The following is a 20,294-nucleotide window of genomic DNA, read 5'->3' as shown; positions in this document are numbered from 1 at the left end:
CCGCGAAGGAAGAGCAAGCACGTGAACGACCTCAACACCCGGTTGGACGCCCTCCGTGGGCCGGCCGAGCCGAAGAAACACAACGCCCGCACGATCGCGGCGCTGAGCAGCAACCCCGGCTGTGCCCGTCGCAGTGTTCTGGACGCCGCCGGCGTCGACAAGCAAGCGCTGGCCGGTCACGTCGGCTATCCCGCGGCCTTCGGCATGTCGCCCTTCGCGATCGCGCGAGGCGTCGCCTTCGAGGCCTTGGTCAAGGCGAACGGCTGTGCCGAACTGCTGCGCCTGCTGCGTGAACTGGTTGATCTGCCGTTGCCCGAAGTCGCCTACGACGACCTCAACAGCGTCGGCGGCCACGAAAGTCTCGAAGCACGTCACCGCCGGTCACGGCAGTTGCTGGCCACGGCCGCACGGTCCGCCGAAGACGCCGGCACGTTGTTCGACCACCCGCTGCTCCGCATGGACATCGGGGGACGGAACGTCTACCTGGAACCCGATCTGGTCGCGTTCCGGCTGCGCGACCGGTTCCACGTCGTGGAGATCAAGTCGTTCCCGGTGATCGACGGCCGCGCCGACGCGCGCAAGGTCGCCGCTGCGGCTACGCAGTCGGCCGTCTACGTCCTTGCTATGCGCGCACTGTTCGACGAGCTCGGGGTCTCTCCCGAACTGGTGTCCCACGAGGTGTTCCTCGTGTGCCCGGCGGACTTCTCCAATCGTCCGATCGCCGCGTTGATCGACGTGCGCAAGCAGCTGACCGTGGTCCGGCGGCAGCTCAGCCGGCTCGCCGATATCAGGACGCTCGTCGCGGACTTGCCCGCCGGCCTGACCTTGGACCTCGGCTGCGACGACGCTGGCCAACCCACTCGGCCGGCTGAAGAACTTCGCGAGGCGCTCGAGCTGATCGACGCCCGTTACGCCCCCGAATGCCTGGACATCTGCGAGATGACGAACTTCTGCCGAGCCGGAGCGCGCGGGCACACCGCGGCCCTGGGCCGAACCGTCCAGGAGGAGCTCGGAGGCGTAGACACCGTCGGCGCGGCACTCGGGCTGGCGACGGGCGAGCGCGCTCCGGGCGAACACGAGGTCGAAGCCGCGCAGGTGCTCCGGCTCGCCGAGCGCCTGCGTGACGAGATCCTCGGAGGTGCGGCATGAGTACCCTCACCGCTCTCGCCCGAGCACACGCTGTCGAGAGAGACCGCGCGCAACCGATCACGACGGTGCGCCACGTCCACGTCAGCGCTCAGCCCCTGGTGTGCGTACCACTGGCGATGGCGGGCGAGGCGAACGCCCCCTTGGCGGTCATGATCGGCAACGAACGCGGCCGGCCCCGGACACTGATCGTTCCGCAGCCCCGCGACCGGGGCCAACGGTTCGACTTCGCGCATTCCATGGCGATGATCTTCCTGCAGCACTTCGGATCGTTCGCCGGCATGACCGAAAATGTGGGCCGGCGCGGCGGTCCGGAGAAGGTATGTGCGGTCGACGCACCGCAGGTGTGGGTGCCCAACGACCGGGGAATCGAGTTCCTCCGCTTGTTCGGCCGCTCGACCCGCTTCCGCTCGACGACGGGCGAGTACGCCGTTGAGGTTTCCGTACCCATTCTGGGGAGGTGGCTCACCTTTCTGGCGGAGCGGGCGGAGTACGTCGGCTCCTCCCTGCTGCTGTCGGCCACCAGTGTCCTGAGCGGGCACTGGGCCACGGGGCAGAGTTCTCTGGAAGACGCGAACCTCGCCGCGCAGCTGGGCTGGATCGCCCCGCCCGAGGGCTCGACGGGCGCGGAGGCAGCGCTCGCGGCCGAGGACCCGGTGCTGTCACCGCCGGCTGGGCCCGCAACGGACCCCACCTTCGACCGTGAGGTCCTGGCTCCGGCGATCACCGAGTACGACCGCGCGGCCGGAGACGCTCAGCGGCGCCGGGCCTACTCCAGGCTGGAGTCCGCGTTGCGCTCACAGCTCGAACCGACGTGGAACTCGGTGTGGGACGCGATCGGTTTGCTCCGCGCGCAGCCACCGGGCGCACACGTCGCCGCACGCTGGGACCTCGACAAACAGGCCTACTACAACTTTCACACCTACCTCGCGGGCGGCGGTTTCCCGCAGCCCAAGCGAGACAGCGCGGTGGCCGCGGCCCAGCGACTCAGCGACCTCGAACAGTACCAGGCTGCTTATGACGCACAGCGGGCCTTCGACGATCCCCTGGTCATGGCCGAGTACCGGTTGAGCGGCGAGGCCTTCGTGGGCACCGTCACGTCGGTGGTTCCCGACCGGGTCGTCGGAGCTGGTCGACGCGCCGTCCTCCGTCCGTTGATCACCGTATCCACTGCCGACCCCGTGCGCTTGGCTCCCGGAGACGCCACGGTGACCGATCGGGCGCGCCCCCAGCAACGGGGTGAGATCCACAGCGTCACCGGCGAACCCGGCGACCTCGAGATCACGCTCGAGCTCGCCGGAGGCATGGGGCGTGGCCGGACAGCGCCGGCCGGGACGATCCCCCTACCCGGGCAACAGGTGTGCTTCAGCACGCTCACCGACACCTACCGGCCGCGTGGCTCCTTTCCCACACGCGAGGACACCCCGTGGACGCACGGCGGGCCGCCCGTTCCGGTGGCGGCGCCGCGGGCGGATGACGCCAACACCGCCGACGAGGAGTGGTCATGACCGACGCCGCCCAGGAAGTCGAACGAGTCATCACGGACGTCCTGGCCGATTTCACCCAAGGTCCCCGGCGGGGCGTCGTCGTCGACTCGCCGCCGGGAGCGGGCAAGTCGACGCTCGTCGTACGGACCGCCATCGAGCTGGCCGGCCACGGTGAGCCCGTGATGATCATCGCCCAGACCAACGAGCAGGTCGACGACCTGATCGACCGGATGGCCCGCCAAGCACCCACCGTCCGCATCGGCAGGCTTTCCGCGCAGGGCTACGTCCCGACCGCGCGAGTCGCCCATGCCAATGTGACCATCGGCGACCGCATCGAGCACCTGCACGATCCCCAGATCGTCATCGGGACGGCAGCGAAGTGGGTCTACATCACCGACGGTCCGTGGCCGTGGGCGATCATCGACGAGGCCTACCAGATGCGATCCGACATGCTGCTGCGCGTGGCCGGCCGGTTCGAGCGCGCTCTCTTCGTTGGGGACCCCGGCCAGCTCGACCCGTTCTCGGTCGTCGAAGTCGAGCGCTGGAACGGGCTGACGTGGGACCCGATGCAGAGTGCCGTCGCCGCGTTGCTCCGCCACAACCCCGACCTGCCCGTGCATCAGCTGCCGGTGTCCTGGCGACTGTCCGCGGCGGCCGCGCCACCGGTCTCGACGGCGTTCTACCCTTTCACCGGCTTCCGCGCGGCCACCACGGCCGAGCAGCGACAGCTGGCCTACCGGACGCGAGGGTTTGGCGGCCCGGTCGACGACACACTCGAAGTCGCCGCCCGCACCGGCTGGGCGCTGCACGAGCTGCCCGCCCGGCACACTCTGCGCACCGATGGCCAGGCCGTCGACGCGATCGTCGGCCTGGCCCAACGGATCATTCAGCGCGGCGCCACGAGCTGGTCCGAGCGCCACCAGGACGAAGTCGCTATCACCACCGACCGCATAGCGATCGGGGCAGCCCACCGCGACCAGGTCTTCGCTATCCGGCAGGCCCTCCGTGAGCGCGGCAACCTGGCGGTCAAGGCCGATACAGCGAACCGGCTTCAGGGCAGTGAGTACGACGTTGTTCTGGTGCTGCACCCGCTTTCCGGACGCCGCGACGCAACCGCGTTCCACCTCGAGTCCGGGCGGCTGTGCGTCCTCACTTCCCGGCACCGCCACGCCTGCATCGTCGTCGCCCGGGCCGGGATCCAAGACCTGCTCGACGCGCACCCGTCCACCGAGCCCATGCACCTCGGGGTGCCCGCGAAGTTCCCGGACGGCTGGGAGGCCAACCAGGCCATGCTCGCGCACCTCTCAGACCACCGAGTGACGGCAGGCTGACCATGAAACTCCTCCACGTATCCGACTGGCATCTCGGCCGGGTCACTTACAACGAGTCCCGTGCCATCGACCACGACGCGGTCCTCGGCGAGATCATCGCCTTGGCGCGCCGGGAGAAGCCGGACCTGATCGTGCACTCCGGCGACCTGTTCGACCACGCACGACCGTCCTACCAGGACATGAGCAAAGCAACGACCGTCCTTCAGGAACTGGCGGCCGTCGCTCCGGTCGTCGTCGTGTGCGGCAACCACGACTCGCCCCTGCTGTTCAACGTCTTCGCCCAGCTCCTCGGCCCGGACAGCGGGATCCACTTCGTGGACAAGGCACGAGCACCCTCCGACGGCGGCATCTTGCGCTTCCCCACGTCCGACGGCTTCGTGGCGCGGGTCGCCGCACTCCCCTTCGTCAACGCCAACCGGTACGTCGATGCCTTCGACGACCCCGGCTCCTGGCGCGGCGACTACGCCGAACGCATCGGCCGGATGGAGCGGGCCCTCGCCGCCGGGCTGATGAGCGAGTTCGACGATCGCCGCGACATCGCGATCTTCGCCGCCCACCAGTACGTCGGCGGCGCGCACTTCGCCGGCAGCGAGCGTCCCGTCCACGCCTCCGACTATTACGTCACCAACGCCGACGACCTGCCGTCCGTCAGCTACGCCGCCTTCGGCCACATCCACAAACCCCAGAAACTTCCCAGCGCCAAGGTGACCGGCCGGTACGCCGGCTCACCGATCCAACTCGACTTCGGCGAGGAAGGAGAACGCAAGAGCGTTGTCCTCGCGGAACTCCACCCCGGCCGGCCCGCTGACATCCACATCTTCGAACTGACCGGCGGCCGCCCACTGAGTCGCCTCGAGGGCACCCTCGAGGAGTTGGTCGCGGTCGCTCCCACCGTCGGCCGGGCGCTGTGCCAGGTCACCGTGCACACGGAGACCCAACACCCGGCCTTGGCCGAACAGGTCCACGCCCTCCTCCCGGACGCGGTCGTCGTCCAGATCAACGAGGTGTGCGCGGACCAGCGTCTGGAAGTTCTCACCCCGGAGGTGGTGGCGGCCGATGTCGAGCCCGACCTGCAGCAACTCTTCCGCGACTACCTGACCGAGCAAGGCACCGGTGGCACCTCGGCCGACCGGGTCATGACGACCTTCGCCCACGTGCTGACCGCGGTCGAAGAACAGCGCCAGGTGGTCCTGCCGGAGGAGGACCTGCTCAGTGCCCCCTTGGAAACCGATACCGTCACCGTCGCCAAGGAGGCAGCGCGATGAGGCCATTGACCCTCAGATTCGGCGGTCTGCGGTCCTACCGCGCCGAGCAGGAGATCGACTTCACCGATGTGACCTTGATGGCGATCGTGGGCGACACCGGCGCGGGAAAGTCGTCGATCCTCGAAGCACTGAGCTTCGCCCTCTACGGCGGCTGCACCTGGGACAACCGGAGCAGCAAAGGCCTGATCGCCGACGGCGGTGACGGCACCGCTCGGGCCGAGCTGACGTTCCAAGCCCGGAACAAGGTCTGGAAGGTCACCCGGACGACCTCGGCCGGTGGCTCCCCGCCCTCGGTCCACCGGCTCGAGGGCGTCACCGACGGTTCCCTCGTCGAGGGATCCCGCGCCGTGGGAGACGCGGTTCAGAAGCTCGTCGGCCTCGACCACCAGGCCTTCCTCAAAGCCGTGGTACTGCCCCAAGGCAGGTTCCAAGAGCTGCTGCAAGCCAAGGACACGGATCGCACGGCGATCCTGAAGAACGTTCTGGGCCTCGACCAGCTCGCGGAGGTCCGGCAGCAAGCCGTCACGACCCGGGAGCGGCTTGAGCCGCTCCTGCAGGACTTGAAGCACCGCCGCGGTCTGTTGCTCGACGATCCGGCAAACAGCATCGTCGACGCTGAGGCACGGCGTTCGGCCGCTGCCCAACAGGTCACTGCCCTCGAACAGCTGCAACGCACTGTCAGGGAGGCACGAACAGCCGGCGACAACGCTGCCAGGAAGGCCAAGGAGCATCGCACCGCGGCCTCGCGGTTGATGAACAGGTTGCCCGACGACATCGAGCGGCGATACCACGATCTTGCCGGCCTCGACAGCCGGCTCACCGACGAAACCGCCACTGTGGGCAAGCAGCTCGAGGACGCTGACGACGACGCCGAACGCCTGAATGCGACCCTGACCGCCGCGGACTTGGCCGGTACCGGGATCGCCGGCGTCACGGAAGCTCTGACCACCTTCAAGCTATTGCCGAACCAGCTCGCGGAACTCGAGACACAGCGGCGCGACATCGAGGAAGAAAAATCGGCCATCGGCGTCGAGCAGGCCGCCTTGGTCGATCGCGAACGGGATCACGTCCTGCTCGTCACCAAAGCCGAAGACTCCGAAGCCGAGGTGGAGAAGGCGAAAACGGTCCACACCAACGCGGTGAGCGAACTGGAGCGGTGCCGCACTCTGCTCGCCGACGCCCGGCAGGCTGCTCGAACGGCGAAGACCTCGGCGGCGTCAGTAGGCGAGATCCAGAAGGACCTGAACGACCGCAAGACCGACTTCAACGACGCAAGTCTCGCGTTTTCGCACGCTGACGACGCAGTCAAGGAAGCTCGCAAGTACCTCGAGGCCATGCGGCGGGCGAACTCGGCCGCGCACGCAGCCGCCGTCAGCAAGGCAGGGGAACCGTGCCCGATCTGTGTGCGCCCGCTGCCGGGTGATTTCGTCGCACCCGCCACCGCGGAGACGACTCAAGCCGCGAGGAACTTGACCAAAGCAGAGAAGCGAGCCGGCACTGCACACACTGCGCTCACCAGGGCCGAGGTGGCAAACGAGACAGTGCGAAATCGGTTCGAGGAGGCGGTGAAGGCGGCTAAGACGGCCAACTCAGAGCGCGACGAAACCTATAGCGCTGCCGCAGCAGCACTCGGAGACTTCCTCCTCGAGCAGGATGAAGAATCGATCCTCGCTGAGGTTCGTTCAGGGGCCGAACAGACGGCGGTCACCTTGGAACAGGTCGAAGCCGAAGCGAAGGCGGCACACGACGCGATGACCGAAGGCAAGGCAAGATTGCGCCACGATAAGGAAGCTCTTGCAAAACGCTCTGAGAATCTTGTGAAGCTGACGCTCGCCCTTGAGCGTCGCAGGGGCCAAGTCTTGGCAACGTACGAGGTCGTTCCCGACCAGTATCGGCTCCACGCCGAGCCGACCGCGGAGGCGATCGAGCGCGGGACGAAGAAGGCGCAGCAGCGGCTGGACGAACTGAACAGCATCAAGGCCAAGCTTGATGGTGTGCAGAAAGTGATCAAGAGCTTACGCCGACAGAGCAAGAAGCTCGCCGAAGACCGCAGGGCGTCGGTCGAACTGCCAGTCGCGGAACTCGGGCGCCTGGTCCAGAGCATCGCCGACCGGACCATCGGACCGGCCGAAATGACCGGCCTGGCCGCAGCCGCTCAACGCCCGACACCGCTCTCGATCACCACAGACGCCCGATGGGCGCTCGACGTCCTTGGTACTGTCGAGGGGCTTGTCCAGCGTTGCCTGCGGGAAGCACAAGTGCTGGAACAGAACGCAAGCACGGCGCGGAATGACGCAGACGCCAAGCTGGCCGGGGTTGGCATCACCGATGAATCAGAACTCGAACACCGGCTCACCGATACCCGGACCGACGTGCGTCAAGCCCAACGAGACCGCGCCGAAGCCGTCGCTCAAGAGCCGATCTGCGCGGAACTGGACGCCCGCATCTCGGCCACCCAACCCGTGGTTCAAAGCTTGCGGGAACTCGCCGGCTTGCTCGCGGACGGAAAGTTCCCGGCCGCAGTCGTCAAGCGCCGCCAGCGTGCCCTTCTGGGGTTGGCGTCGGAACGTCTACGGTCGGTGACCAAGGAACGGTTCGCCTTCTCGAATGACTTCCGCATCGTGGACGGCCACACCGGTCAGCCCCGCGACGTCAGGACCCTGTCCGGTGGCGAGACGTTCCTCGCCAGCCTCGCACTGGCGCTCGCACTCGTCGAGCTCACGTCGCGAGGCGGTGGAAGAGTCGAAGCGCTGTTCCTCGACGAAGGGTTCGGTTCGCTGGACTCCAACGTACTGAGCGAAGCGCTCGAGGCACTCACCCGCCAAGCACGGGACGGCCGGCTGGTGACCGTCATCAGCCACATGCGCGACGTCGCGGAGAACTTCGACAACGTACTCCTGGTCACCAAGAAACCGGGCGGTAGCCGTGCCCACTGGCTCAGCGCAGACGAACGAGACCAGCTCATCACCGACGAAATGACGGCAGGACTCTTGACCTAGCCGGGCCGAATGCCTTCCGAGGACAAGCGGTCATGCAAATGGCACTCTAGGCTTCGGGTACGTCCTGATAATGCGGAATTCAGGCCGACCCTGTCGTCGACCAGCCAACCTCACGCTTCCCGAAGCGGCGATTCGCGAGTGCGGACTCGGACGTAGCGGCATTCGGGGTCTTCATCGGCGGGCGCCGTCGGCGAAAGCACGGCGGACGGGACCGGGGTGCCGGAACGCCGGAAGGGCTCGCGCAGATGTGTGCGAACCCTTCCGGAAAGTGGAACCAGGGTTACTTCTTCTTGGCAGCCGAGGTGCGCTTGGCCGGGGCCTTGGCGGCAGCCGGCTTCTTCGCCGCGGTCGCGGTCTTCGCGGCAGCGGCCGGCTTGGCGGCGACCTTCGCGCGCGTCGTGGTCGCCTTCGCCGTGGTGGCCTTGGCCGCGGTGGTCTTCGCCGCCGCGGTCTTCGGGGCCGCCTTGGCGGCGGTGGCCTTCGCGGCCGGCTTCGCCGCGGTGGCGCGGGTCCGCGTGGTCGTGGCCGGCTTCGCGGCAGCGGCGCGGGTCGTGCGGGCGGTCGTCGCCTTGGCCGGAGCCGCGGCAGCCGCGGTCTTCGTGGCGGTGGCGCGGGTCGCCGTGGCGGTGGCGCGCTTGACCGGGGTGGCCTTCGGCAGCTTCTTCGAACCGGAGATGACGTCCTTGAACGTCGTGCCGGCGCGGAAGGCGGGCACGTTGGTCTTCTTGACCTTCACGGCCTCACCGGTACGCGGGTTGCGCGCGGTCCGAGCGGCGCGGGCGCGCTTCTCGAAGACACCGAAGCCGGTGATGTTGACCTTCTCGCCCTTGTTGACCGTCCGGATGATGATGTCCACCAGACCGTCGACGGCCTGCGCAGCCACCTTCTTGTCATCGCCCAGACGCTCCGACAGCGCCTCGATCAGCTGGGCCTTGTTCGTCATTCCAGTCCTCCAAAGTGGAACTAGCCGTCAGGCCCATCGGCCGACGTCGCACAGAGTAATCCCCATGTGCCCGAAAATCCAACCAAGGTGATCACCAACTCTGTTGTGCCGCCAAGGAAGTCTCAGCTAGCCACCGACACGTCGAAGCCGACACAGTGGCACGCCATCCAAAAAAAGCCTTTGACCAGCGGATTCGCAGAACACAGAGGCGAGTCGTCCATATAGGACACCTTTGGAAGTCGATCAATTGTTCGATCCGCGGAAGCATAAACCCAGGCGGCGTAACGAGTGCCTACTTCCGGCCGGACAACAGTGAGGCCACCAACGCACTGGTCTCCTCGTCCAGTTCCAACTCGAGCGACGCGGCCAACGCGGAGAGCTTGTCCGCCGTCTCCCGGACGGCGGCGAGGTTTCCGGCGCGGTACTCGGTCCGGAGCAAGTCGCGGTAGAGGATCTCGCTCACCGGTTCGGCTTGCAGACCGCGCATCGCGGCTCGGCGCGCGGCCGGCAGGTCACCGGCTTTCTGGTAGGCGTCGGCCAGCGTGTGCGCCACGTCGACGATCGAGTCGGTCATCTCCCGCTGGAGCCAGGAACTCCACGCGTACCTGCCGGCGGGGACGTTGCCGAACGGGGTGCCGTGGACGAGGTCGAGAGCCTGTTGGAGGTCAGGGACCGACACCTCCGGTCGTGCGAGCCCGCGGAGGGCCAGGTCCTGAAACACGCTCCAGTCGCAGCCGAACGACTCGGACATGCGGTAGCCGCCGTGCCGGGCGTCGACGTTCGGCACGTAGGGGTTTCCGGTCGCGTCACGACCGAGCCAGGTCCGCAGCCGCGAGATGTAGCCCTGCCGGGTCGCCGCCGACCATGGCTGCGCATCGGTTCCCAGCCGGAGTGAGATCTCGTCGGCCGTCGCGCCCGGGTGTAACGCCAGGAAGGCGGCGAGTTCGACCAGCCGGTTGAGCTTTTTGGCCTCCACCTTGCCCGGATCCGCCCCGGTCAGCCGGACGGGCCCGAGCACCTGCAAGGCAGGCCTCGGCGGAAGCTGCACCGCCGGTTCGAGCGGGCGCAGTGGCTCGGGTACACCGGTTTCCTCGGGCGGGACGTTCCGATAGGACTCCACCGGCACCTGGACGGGGTCGTCCGCAGAGGCGAGTGCCACGACCAGCTCCTCCACCTGGCTCGGCGTCAGCTTTTGCAGCTCGACTTCTTCGCCCCATGCAGCCACGAAGGTGCTGGACGCACCGATCTCCAGCCGCCAGGCACCGACCGGCGACAGGCCATCGCCGTCCACTGTCACCACGGCCGCGAGATCGACGGCACAAGCCCCGTCCAAGAGTTCCGTCGACCGGCGGACGTGCTCGGCGCCGGGCGGGGCGGCCGCCAGCAGCACGTGGGTCGCCTCGGACGCGAAGTCCTGGTGCAGCGCATCGTCCCAGTTCTCGAAGTAGCGAAACCGGTCCGGCCGGACCGCCGCCGAGCTTTCCCCGAAGCTCACGAGCGTCAGGACCGTCCGCTCCGCCCAGGGCGCGACGGCCAGGTCCCACGCCAGAGCGAGCAGGACCGCTTCGGCCGCCGCCCTGTCTCCTTTGAGGGTCACGACCCCCGCTTGCCGCAGGTCGATCAGCACAAGGTCACCCCCGCCGATGTGTCCCAAGGACACCAAGGTCGGGTAAGGAGCCGGGCCCGCCGTCGCCTCGAGCTCGGCCTCGGCGGAAAGTGTCCACTCGCTGGAAGTGGCGGCGGTGAAGGGGGCGATCGGTTCGCAGGCATCGGTCAAGCGGAGCTCAAGGCCATGCGAGCCCAGTTTGACAGCCCGCAACGCCGGCAACGCGACATCGGTGTCGCGAGCCGCACGGGACAGCGTCCGCAGCGCGCGATCCAGAACCTCGACCGTTGCCGGCACCTCGACAGCGTGGAGCTCCCGTTCGATGGTCCCCTGCTTCGGGACACGGATACGGTGGCCGGGCCGACGCCGCTGGCGCGCCTGGCGCCGCCGGACGGCGAAGGCAGTCAAGAGCCCTGCGGCCAGCAGGCCTCCGATGCCGCCGACCACGAACGACGTCGAGTCGTCGGCCGTCGACGATTCGCGCGGTGAAGGGCGTTCAGTCGCTGGCGTGTGTCCGTGCGGCGGCAAGGGGGGTTTCGCCGGTTGGGACCCCACTGCGGGTGGAGGTCCAGCAGGCTCGCATGAGGTCAGAGCGGCCAGGTGCGGGTTCGCAGCCACGGCTCCGCCGCCGCCGTGCTGCTTCGGCAGCGTCGGAAGCCGGAGGATGTCGCCGGGATGGATGCTGTCGACGTCTTCGAGCGGCCGGCCCGACGGCTGTGGCCGGCCGCGGTTGAGGTCGAAGATCTCGCGGTAACGCCCGGCGTCACCGAGCTGCTCCCGAGCGATTTGGGAAAGCGTCTGGCCCGGGCGCACGACGATCTCCCGGCAGTCGGAGTCGTGGGGCAGCTGCAGGATCCACCCGGGTCGGAGCCGGCTCGGGTCTTGGAGGGAACGACCATCCGGTTGGCGACGACCGTGGTTGAGATCGAAGACTTCGCGGTACCGCGTGGAGCTGCCGAGCTCGTCGGCGGCAATCTTCGTCAAGCTGTCGCCAGGGACGACCACGTGCGTGGGCTGGGGTTGGTCCCCGGCCGGCTCCGCTGCTTCGGCCGCTGTGCCGGTCAGCACGACGAGCAGCAGTGCGGTGGCTATGCGCTGAGCCCACCCGAAACCGGGTAGGTGCGGAACGGTCGCGCCGTGGACGCGGGCGAACAACTCCAGCGCGATCGCCACGACCAGTTGCAGCCAGGCTACGAAACCGGCGCCGACCAACAGCAGCAAGAACAGCCGGCCGTTGTCCTCAGTCGTCAACCAGGCAAGAGCTTCTGCGACGTTCGGCACGTGGTCGGGCAAGTACACCGATCGGAAGTGCCACAAAGCCACCGGCGGCACCGTGATGATCGCCAGCAGGACCGCCAAGGCGGCCGGAGCCCGCAAAGCCGTCGTGCGCATCGCACTTCTCCTATCCCCGAGAGACCACGGCCGCCGTACCGCTGCCGTGCACGGTGAACTCGGCAATGCCGACGGAGCCGAGGAAGACGGTCGTCCGGGTGATCGTGGTCTCGACGACGAGACGCTCACCGTCCCAGTGCGCCGTCCCGTCGGCGCCGGACACGGTCAGGTAGCGCTGCGCCTCGACCACCGCCAGTTGCGGATCCACGTCCGCGTCGGCGCCCGTCGCCAGCGCGCGGGCCCGCAGGGCTTGCCCGCCCGCACGCGCCGCTTCCTCCGCGATCGACGTCGCCTGTGAGTACGCCAGCCCCTTGCGGGTGCCGTCCACAGCGAACCCGACGCCGACCAGCACGGCGATGCTCAGCCCGAGGATCAGCACCGAAGTCGAGCCGCGTTCCCCGCGCAGCGACCTCATGATCGGGCTCCGTACCGGTCGATGGGTGAGCGGAACTCCGACCGCAGCGTCCTCGAGCCGCCGATCCCCGGGACCAAGTCGGCTAGCGGTACTACGCACGTCACGGTCGCGACGACGTACCCCGTCTCACCGAGCGACTTGGTGAAGTCGCGGGCGTCCACGTTCACATCCAGGCTGCTGCACGTGAGCTGCTGATCGGCGAGGACCGCCCGGGCGCGGTGATCCGCCGTGAGCGCGGCGGTCCGGCCGTCGTGGGCGATCGACGCCGCTCGCGCGGCCGAGCGTGCAGCCTCGTCGATGGCCGCGTCGGCAACAAGCAGGCGCTCGCCAGCGAGGCCGAGCCCGAGGAGAAGGAAGAGCGCGATCACGCCCACCACCGCTTCGAGCGTGATGTCACCTCGCTCGGACGGCTTCACGGACGTAGCTCTTCGATCGGGCCGGCTGAGGTCTGGCTGATCGGGAACTGCGCGAGCGGCACCAGCGAGACGGCTTCACCGCTAACAGTCACGGTGACGTTCCGACCGTCGGTTCCGGCGTGCGCGGCGACGTTGTTCAGCCATGGGCCCGTGGCCCGGGCGACGTAGGCAGTCGCGGACGAGGCGGCCGCTGTGGTGTCCACCGGCGGTAGCCGGGCCGCGTGGACGCCATCGCGTGCGGCTTCGAGCGCGACACCGCGGCCAAGCAGGACGACGGCTACCTGGAGGATCGCCCAGGCAACCAGCAGGATCGCGCTGAAGATGACTGCCGCGGCGACGTTGTCGTCGCCGCGTTCGCCGGGCAGCATCAGTGGCCGCCGATCAGCGGGAGTTTGCCGTTGACGAACGCCGTGATCCCGGCGCCGATCAGCGTCGCGACGGTGATCCCGAGTGCGGCGTAGAAGGCTTTGGTGATGTTCTCGTCGCCGCGCTCGCCCTCGTCGGCGAATTGGCCCAGGCGCGTCTGGAGGTAGAGCCACCAGACCGTGATCTTGCCGAGCATGATCTTCTCCTCTCAGGTGTGAAGCATCAGGTAGAGCCCGGGAAACGCGAGGAAAGCGATGAACGCGAGACCGAGCAGGGCAATTGGCATGTCCATGCGGTCCGAGCGGACCGACGAGCCGGTCTTGCGGTCCGCGAGCTGCTTCTCGTCCAGTGCGGCGGCCTTGGCGCGGAGGGTGTCGACGATGCTGGCGCCGTCCTGGCCCGCGCTGGCGATGATGTGCCCGATGTCCTTCAGCTCACGGACGCCGGTTTCCTCGGCCAGCTCGGCGAAGCCCGCCCAGGGCATCCGGCCGCGGAGCACGGCTTCGTCGATGGCCTGCTTGATCAGCCGGAACGCCCAGCCGGTACCGAGCGTGGCCGGGTAACGCAGCGCCTCCACTGGACCGCGGTCGCCGAGCCGCCCCAGCGCGACCAGCCGGCAGTAGGCGGCCAGCGCGCCGGCGAACGCCGCTCGCGTGCGCTTGACCTCGCTCTTCAGCATCACCACCGGCAGCTGCCAGCCGACGACCGCGCAGCCCACGGACGCCGCACCCGTCAGCCCGATCGGCGGCGCCGCGCCGATCAGCGCCAGCACGGTGGTCAGGACCGGGATCCACAGCGCACCGCCGAGCAGGAAGCCGATCCGCTGCACAACAAACGACTCCCGAGACTGCCCGACCAGCGCAAGGTCAACGGGCTTCGCCGTCAGCTTCAACCGGTCGGCGCGCACGACGACGGCACCGAACAGGCCACCGGAACCACGCGGAGCCTCATGCAGCACGTCCGCGAGCCGCGGTCGCGTCGGGGCGAACGCTGCCACGATCAGCGTCACGCCGATCGCCGCAGCGATCGCCAGGACGATCAACACAGCCTCAGTGCTCATGACGACTCCCGACGAAGGAAGCGCGGCGCCGGTGGCTCGACACCGAGCCAGCGCAACCACACCACCGCGAGGCCGACGACACTTAGCACCAGGGCGAGAACCAGCTGGCCGCCGATGGAGCTGTAGACCGAGGTGTAGCTGTCGCTACCGAAGGCGGCGAAGCCGACGAACATCACCGCCCAGAGGCCGAGCAGGATCCGCGCGGCGGACCGCCGCCTGGCGCGTTCGGTCTCCGCGTCACGACGAGCAGCGACGTCCGCGGCGATCTGCCGGGCCAGGGTGGTCAGAAGCTCGGCGGTGCCGGTTCCCTGCCGATGGGCGACACACAGGCCGGCCGCCGCGGCGTCGCCGATTTGGTCGTCGACGTCGTCGGCGAATTGCAGCAGTGCGTCGGCGACGTCCCAAGTACGCAGTCGCTGTCCCAGCGTGGTGACCTCGGCGCGGATGGCGGGCGCAACGTCGGTGGCCGAGCCCTGCAAGGCGCCGACGAGGCCGGCGTTTCCGGCGCGCAGGACGTCCGCGAGCCCGCGTAGCCAGTCCTCGAGCGCTTCGAGTCGCTCGATCCGCTGCGCGGCGACCTTGCCCGCACCGAATAGCCACGGCAGGAACGCGCCGCCGGCCGCGATGGCGATTCCGGCGACGGGCCAGCCGCTGACCAGCCAAATGACGGCGCCGGTGCCGCAGGCCAGCCCCCACTTCGCCGAGCCACGTCGACGCAGCAGCAGCCACCGTCGACCGTGCCGGAAGGCCGGCACGACGTCTGGCTCGCGGCCGTAGACGCCGAGGACGGCGAGGGTGATTCCCAGGCCCGTTCCGGCGCCCGCCAGTGCGAGGACGAACTCGGTCATCGTCGGCTCCGCTCGGTCAGCCAGCCGCCGTCGCCGCCGTTGGTCAGCCAGGTTCGGTCGAAGCCGCCACGCTCGTAGTCCTCGATGTCGGTCGGCAGATTGCCGGTCGGCTCGGGGGCGAAGAGGGAGGTACGAGCCGGGCGCCCGTACTCCCCCGGCTCGACGGAGACGACTTCGGCGACGTGACGATCGAGACGCCCCGGCTTCTGCACGAGGTCGACGTGAACGATCAGATCGATGGTGTTCGCGACGACCTCGTAGGCGAACTCGGGAGTCCACGCCGCATTCGTCTCCAAGCACAGCAGCACCATGCGATGGATGGCCTGCGCCGCGCTGCGCGCGTGCAACGTGGACAGCGACCCCGCACCGCCGGCGGCGAGAGCGTTGAGCATCGGGACGATTTCACCGCCACGGACCTCGCCGACGACCGTGCGCGCGGTGTGCATCCGCAGCGACTGCCAGACGAGCCGAGGCAAGTCGACTCCGCCGACCGGCCGGCCGTTCTCCCAACGCTCGGTGTTGCCCTCCCGCTCCTCGAACGCGACGACGGCGGGGAACCGGTCACGATGGCGGTGCAGGCCGAGTTCGAACTCGGTTTCCAGCGTGGCGAAGCGCTCGGTGGCCGGGACTTCCCAGCACAGGGCCCGCAGCAGCGTGGTCTTTCCTGCCTTCTGCCGTCCGCAGATGACGATGTTCTTCTCGGCTCGCACAGCTGCGCGCAGGAGCGCCAGCTGTGCGGTGGAGAGCATGCCGCGTTGGCGCAGGGCTTCTAGGCCGGCGGTGGAGAGCCGGTGCCTGCGGATCGAGACGTGCGGCCGGTCGGTGACGCCGATCGCCGCGGCCAACCGTTCCCCGCCGGGCAGTTCCATGTTGAGCAGCGGCCGGGCGTCGTTGATCGTGTGCTCGGTCCGGCCCTTCCGGGCGGCGATCCGCTGCAACCACTGAACAACGGCCGCGTCGGTCGGCGCGATCCGTGGCGCGCGCCCGACGCGGCCGTCGTGGTAGGACAGCCACACCGGGTCGCAGCCGATGATGTCGATGTTCTCGACCTCGTCGTCGGCCAGCAAAGCCTCCAGCCGGCCGAGGCCGAACATCTCCGCCAGCACACCGGACCGGACCGCTTGCTCTTGCTCGAAGTCGAGGAACGGGCGTCCGGATCCCGCCCACTCCTTGACGACCGCCGAGAGGACGTCGTCGAGCAGGATCTCCGCGACCGCACGTTCGTCCCGCTCTCCCGATGCGATCTTCTGCTGCACAAGCGGCGCTAAGCGCTGCTGCACCCGGTCGACGATCTCGTCGATGCCTGCGACGTCAACGGACATTGTCGTTCACCACCGGCGGTCGCTTCCGAAGCCAGCTCATCCGTTCCATCGCGCGGCGACCGACCTCGTCGGCCGTCTTCCGCGCGTGGGTCAGCAGTGGCGACGTCTCGAATTTCCGGCCGGGCCGATGCAGGTCGGAGAACTGCGCCGCGCTGATCGGGTCCCAGGGCAGAGCGCCGACGACGTGGAGACCGAGTTCCTTCCCGATCTCGCCGTGCGGATAGCGCTGGTGGATCCGCGGGTCCGGGTCGGCGACCAGGACGACGAGCCCTTCGTCGTCGAAGACGCCGTGCTCCTCACGGACGACATCTGCTGCCTTCGCGAGGGCTTGCAGTGAACCGCGGGAGTTGCGCACGACCGCCACGACCAGATCGGCCTCCGACAGCACCGCGGCCGCGGTGGCCCGACTGCGGAACCGTCCGCAGTCCGCGAGGACGTCGACGGTCTCCAGGTCCAGGAACAACGAGGTGAGCCCTCGCCAATCCAGGCTGTCGGCTTCGCGCGGCGAGCTGACGCCGGACAAGAGGTGATGACGGCCAGTGCCGTCTGGCAGGACGAGCAGCTGGCTGGACATCGCCCGGTGCAGCGGCATGGTCCGCGCTTGGAGCATCAGCTCGAAGACGCCGGTTCGTCCGTGAATGCCGTCGGGGTCGAACACGGTGAGCGCGCGTCCGCCGATCGGGTCGCACTCGGCGACGACGGCGTGCCGTGGCCAGACCCAGCCCAGCGCCAGCGCTGCCGTCGAGACGCCGGGGCTGCCGTTCACCGAGATGAAGGAGATAAGCACGTCGATCACCGGTCCTTCGGCAGCACGACGATGGCGACACCGCCGGCCGAGGCCCGAGAAGCCAGCTGGACGCCGTTCGCTTCGGGTACGACGACGTCGATCACCTGGGTGGAGGTCGCATCGCGGTCGCTCACGCTGATCACCGCGCCGCGTACCGGCGGCCACGCTTCCGCGGTGGTGCCCACGACGCCGGCCGGAACGAGAAGGATCGGCTGGCGAGGCTGCAGGGGTGCCGCGGGCAGTTGCCCCGGCTTCACCGGCACGCCGATCAACTGCTGTCCGGCGCCCGGCACGGCCACGGAGTCCGTCACCGCGTCGGGCGTCACGATCTCGCCCGGCTGCAGATCAGTCGGCGACGTCCGGCCGACGACGTCGAACCGCCGCTCCCACCGCAAGGGCCTGACGCCGGGATCGGGCCGGACCTGAACCTCGCGCAGCGCCTCGGCGGTGATGACCTCGCCGTAGCGGACCGGCCGGGCGACACCGACGGCGGCGACCGCTTCGTCGGTCGCGCGGAAGACCCAGACGATCCCGGCGGCGGACAGCGCGCACAGCAGGACGCCGAGCAGAACGAGCAGCTTGGAGCGACGACGTCGTGGCGGCCGGAGCGCAACCGGCGCCGGAGGCGGGGCATCCGGAACGCCGCGCAGCTGCTGCACCCGCGTCGTCATCGCGGGCCCCGAGTGTTCAAGGTTCGGATCTCCCGGACCGGCAGCTGCGTCGACGAGGTAAGCGCCATCGTCCGGAACGCGCTCTGCCCACCGCCCGACCAGCGGATCTCCCAGCGGCTCGTCGCGTTTATCCCGGCCACACCCCCGGCGACGAGGTCGCGATAGACGTGTCCGCACGTCGGCGACGGCTGTCCGGCCAGGTCGTCGGTGAACTCGGTGCCGGGACCGGGGCAGCTGAGCATCGTCCCGTCGCCCATTGACCAGTCGACCTTGGCCAAGGTGGCCGTGGCGGTCACGGTGATCGAGCCGGCGCTCGCGGTCCGCGTCACCGGCCCCACCGTGGCCTCGCGGCGAGCGGTCCACATCCAGACCGGGAAGCCGATGGTCGCGCCGTGCGGCGAGTCCGCGGGTGGCGCCAGCCGGATGTCCGGGGCCGACAACCCCATCTCGGAGATGGCCTGCTGGGCCAGTTCCGCCGGCGACACCTGCGGGACGACGACTGGCTGCCCATTCGGCGTGAACACCACCCGCGGCCACCCCTGCAGAGCGCCGCCGCCTTGACAGATCAGGAGCTTGAGCGAGCCGTCGGACGGTGAGTGGCCGCCCCAGAGCGGATCGCCGGCGGGCGGCGGTGTCCACGGGCGGCCTGTGCACGAATATCGCGACTGCTGAGCGCCCTGTCCGCCCGAGTGCTCGCCTGACCCGGTACCTGTTTGCCGAGGGCCGGAATCACCGGCAGAGCGGCCCGGATCGGCAGCCGCCACCCAGCACCTCCCCCGGGTCCCGGTCGAGGTGCACCCGCCAGGGCCGGCTTGCCCGTACCCCGGCGGCGGCAACGCCACAACGACGAAGACGGCGGCGAGAGCACAACTGCTCTTCAACATGGTTTCTCCAGACGTGGTTGGACCTGCTGCACCAGCCACCTGTCGGGCTCCGGGTAGCGGACGACCTGAGCTTCGAACTCGTAGCGGCGCGGCTGGTCCGGGTGGTCGAGGTTGCGTCCGAGCTCGCCGGCCTTGTCGCTGACCAGGTGCTCGTCGGTGGCGTCGAGGCAGTCGGTGATGACCACTCGCGGCGGTTCGCCGAGCGACACCGAGGTCACCTTCGGCGTGCGTCCGTACCGGCCGACGGTGTGCGCCGGGACCGAGGCGAGGTTGGCGACCTCGTTCACGTAGTCCGTCAGCGCCGGGTCGGCCATCGCCTTCCCCAGCTCGGGACGCCAGTCCTTCTCGCGTGGGGCGCGGCCGGCTTGCTCACTGATCTGCCAGTAGAGCTCGTACGCGGCCAGCGCTGCACTGGACGCTTCCGAGCCCGGCGGAACGGTCCTGGCGCCTGATGGAAGGGGAACCTGCACCGACGGCGCGGTGGCTGCCGGCGTCTCCGTTTCGCGCGCGCATCCAGCCAGACCGACGGCGAGCAGGAGCGATGCAACCGGGAAGCAATTCTTGGACATTTTGCGGCCTTCCTGCCAAGAGTTCGACCAGGCCATCAAACCGGGCGTGGACGTACCGACGACCGCGCTGCGCTCTGTTCACACGAATGTGTGGCGCACCGCGGCGTTACGCCGGCCCGTAGTACCCCGGGTCGCACCCCACGCCGCCGTTCCACCACGCGCCGATCACGCGCCAGCGGATCACCGGCTGCAGGTTCGTGGTTCCCGGACCGACGCAGTAGTGGAACACGTTGAAGAAAATGTCCTGGACGTCGAGCATCACAGTTGACCCGGAACCATTGTCGCAATGCGTGTATTCACCTCCCCCGATGTAGCCGCAGCCGGCGGCTTCGGCTTTCTCCGGCATCGGCCGGGCAGACGCGTCCATCGCTACAGAGCAGCTGAACAACAGAGCGATCGCTCCAACAACAGAAGCGCGCTGAAGACAGGTTGAGAAAGACACGTGATTCTCCAAATGTTTTATGGTCCGACGAATCGGCCGCAAGACGCTCGGGCAAGCGTCAGCCCGAGCGGACAGGTGGAACTTCCGAGAGGTGAAGCGGAGCAGCTACAGAGCGCCAACCGTGCACCGTTCGAGATGTCACCCGTTTGGGGTCCCGGACGGAGCGGAGGTCACCTTCAGTACCTGACCGTCTACCTCACGACGATCTTGTTCGCGGCGTCCCGCGATTTTCCGGTCCCGAAGCTCCGGTGGCGCTACCCTCGTTGCCGAGGGGTACGTATCCGTCGCTCGGTGCCTCCATCCCAGGATCAACCGCAGCGACCGCGATTACCAGGGGGTTTCTGT

The 20,294-nt window shown here is 68.7% G+C and carries 19 protein-coding genes; 5 read left to right on the top strand and 14 right to left on the bottom strand.

The genetic code is table 11. The annotated features are described in order from the left end of the window. Positions 1-21: 21 nt before the first annotated feature. The 5 genes from BLV96_RS48365 (at position 22) to BLV96_RS48345 (ending at position 8,228) form a co-directional block, all read left to right on the top strand. Complete coding sequence (locus BLV96_RS48365) at positions 22-1,149, top strand: hypothetical protein (protein WP_086676810.1); 1,128 nt, start codon at positions 22-24, stop codon at positions 1,147-1,149. A 149-nt stretch (positions 1,150-1,298) separates the two neighbouring features. Next, the gene (locus BLV96_RS48360) at positions 1,299-2,654 is read left to right on the top strand and encodes a hypothetical protein (RefSeq protein ID WP_244181019.1); all 1,356 of its coding nucleotides are present in this window, start codon (positions 1,299-1,301) and stop codon (positions 2,652-2,654) included. Further along, a complete protein-coding gene (locus BLV96_RS48355; protein WP_086676808.1) occupies positions 2,651-3,964 on the top strand; it encodes an AAA domain-containing protein in 1,314 nt (437 codons plus the stop codon). Before BLV96_RS48360 ends, BLV96_RS48355 begins: the two co-directional genes overlap by 4 nt. Positions 3,965-3,966: 2 nt before the next feature. After that, entirely contained in the window at positions 3,967-5,229 is a 1,263-nt protein-coding gene (locus tag BLV96_RS48350; RefSeq protein ID WP_086676807.1) for an exonuclease SbcCD subunit D, read from the top strand. After that, positions 5,226-8,228 carry an AAA family ATPase gene (locus BLV96_RS48345; protein ID WP_086676806.1) on the top strand — a complete coding sequence of 1,001 codons (3,003 nt, stop codon included), beginning with the start codon at positions 5,226-5,228 and terminating at the stop codon, positions 8,226-8,228. Before BLV96_RS48350 ends, BLV96_RS48345 begins: the two co-directional genes overlap by 4 nt. A gap of 280 nt (positions 8,229-8,508) precedes the next feature. Here BLV96_RS48345 and BLV96_RS48340 read toward each other — a convergent pair whose 3' ends face one another. The 14 genes from BLV96_RS48340 to BLV96_RS49595 form a co-directional block, all read right to left on the bottom strand. Further along, positions 8,509-9,171 carry an HU family DNA-binding protein gene (locus BLV96_RS48340; protein WP_086676805.1) on the bottom strand — a complete coding sequence of 221 codons (663 nt, stop codon included), beginning with the start codon at positions 9,169-9,171 and terminating at the stop codon, positions 8,509-8,511. Between the two features lie 292 nt (positions 9,172-9,463). Next, positions 9,464-12,169: a BTAD domain-containing putative transcriptional regulator gene (locus tag BLV96_RS48335; RefSeq protein ID WP_086676804.1), complete on the bottom strand. Its 2,706-nt coding sequence runs from the start codon at positions 12,167-12,169 to the stop codon at positions 9,464-9,466. Positions 12,170-12,179: 10 nt separating this feature from the next. Continuing rightward, the gene (locus tag BLV96_RS48330) at positions 12,180-12,584 is read right to left on the bottom strand and encodes a pilus assembly protein TadG-related protein (RefSeq protein WP_086676803.1); all 405 of its coding nucleotides are present in this window, start codon (positions 12,582-12,584) and stop codon (positions 12,180-12,182) included. Further along, positions 12,581-13,000 carry a hypothetical protein gene (locus BLV96_RS48325; RefSeq protein ID WP_086676802.1) on the bottom strand — a complete coding sequence of 140 codons (420 nt, stop codon included), beginning with the start codon at positions 12,998-13,000 and terminating at the stop codon, positions 12,581-12,583. The genes BLV96_RS48330 and BLV96_RS48325 overlap by 4 nt, the downstream gene beginning before the upstream one ends. Then, positions 12,997-13,368: a hypothetical protein gene (locus BLV96_RS48320; protein WP_086676801.1), complete on the bottom strand. Its 372-nt coding sequence runs from the start codon at positions 13,366-13,368 to the stop codon at positions 12,997-12,999. Before BLV96_RS48320 ends, BLV96_RS48325 begins: the two co-directional genes overlap by 4 nt. Then, the gene (locus BLV96_RS48315; protein ID WP_086676800.1) at positions 13,368-13,562 is read right to left on the bottom strand and encodes a hypothetical protein; all 195 of its coding nucleotides are present in this window, start codon (positions 13,560-13,562) and stop codon (positions 13,368-13,370) included. Before BLV96_RS48315 ends, BLV96_RS48320 begins: the two co-directional genes overlap by 1 nt. Positions 13,563-13,574: 12 nt before the next feature. Next, entirely contained in the window at positions 13,575-14,426 is an 852-nt protein-coding gene (locus tag BLV96_RS48310) for a type II secretion system protein (protein WP_086676799.1), read from the bottom strand. Continuing rightward, positions 14,423-15,274, bottom strand: coding sequence for a type II secretion system F family protein (locus tag BLV96_RS48305; RefSeq protein ID WP_086676798.1), 852 nt, complete (start codon positions 15,272-15,274; stop codon positions 14,423-14,425). The genes BLV96_RS48310 and BLV96_RS48305 overlap by 4 nt, the downstream gene beginning before the upstream one ends. Beyond that, complete coding sequence (locus tag BLV96_RS48300; RefSeq protein WP_086676797.1) at positions 15,271-16,596, bottom strand: TadA family conjugal transfer-associated ATPase; 1,326 nt, start codon at positions 16,594-16,596, stop codon at positions 15,271-15,273. The genes BLV96_RS48305 and BLV96_RS48300 overlap by 4 nt, the downstream gene beginning before the upstream one ends. After that, positions 16,586-17,392: a CpaE/TadZ family protein gene (locus tag BLV96_RS48295; RefSeq protein ID WP_086676796.1), complete on the bottom strand. Its 807-nt coding sequence runs from the start codon at positions 17,390-17,392 to the stop codon at positions 16,586-16,588. The genes BLV96_RS48300 and BLV96_RS48295 overlap by 11 nt, the downstream gene beginning before the upstream one ends. Further along, entirely contained in the window at positions 17,389-18,054 is a 666-nt protein-coding gene (locus tag BLV96_RS48290) for an SAF domain-containing protein (RefSeq protein ID WP_086676795.1), read from the bottom strand. The genes BLV96_RS48295 and BLV96_RS48290 overlap by 4 nt, the downstream gene beginning before the upstream one ends. After that, positions 18,051-18,578 (bottom strand): hypothetical protein, encoded by a 528-nt coding sequence (locus BLV96_RS48285; RefSeq protein ID WP_244181018.1) that lies wholly within the window; start codon positions 18,576-18,578, stop codon positions 18,051-18,053. Before BLV96_RS48285 ends, BLV96_RS48290 begins: the two co-directional genes overlap by 4 nt. Before the next feature lie 353 nt (positions 18,579-18,931). Beyond that, positions 18,932-19,543 (bottom strand): hypothetical protein, encoded by a 612-nt coding sequence (locus tag BLV96_RS51140; protein ID WP_244181017.1) that lies wholly within the window; start codon positions 19,541-19,543, stop codon positions 18,932-18,934. 70 nt (positions 19,544-19,613) lie between these two features. Then, the gene (locus BLV96_RS49595; RefSeq protein WP_143051164.1) at positions 19,614-19,874 is read right to left on the bottom strand and encodes a DUF6355 family natural product biosynthesis protein; all 261 of its coding nucleotides are present in this window, start codon (positions 19,872-19,874) and stop codon (positions 19,614-19,616) included. Positions 19,875-20,294 lie beyond the last annotated feature (420 nt).

The organism is Amycolatopsis pretoriensis, assembly GCF_900107925.1.
Classification (GTDB): domain Bacteria; phylum Actinomycetota; class Actinomycetes; order Mycobacteriales; family Pseudonocardiaceae; genus Amycolatopsis; species Amycolatopsis pretoriensis.
The sequence above is the reverse complement of the archived record's forward strand: the minus strand, read 5'-3'. Positions and strand labels throughout refer to the sequence as shown.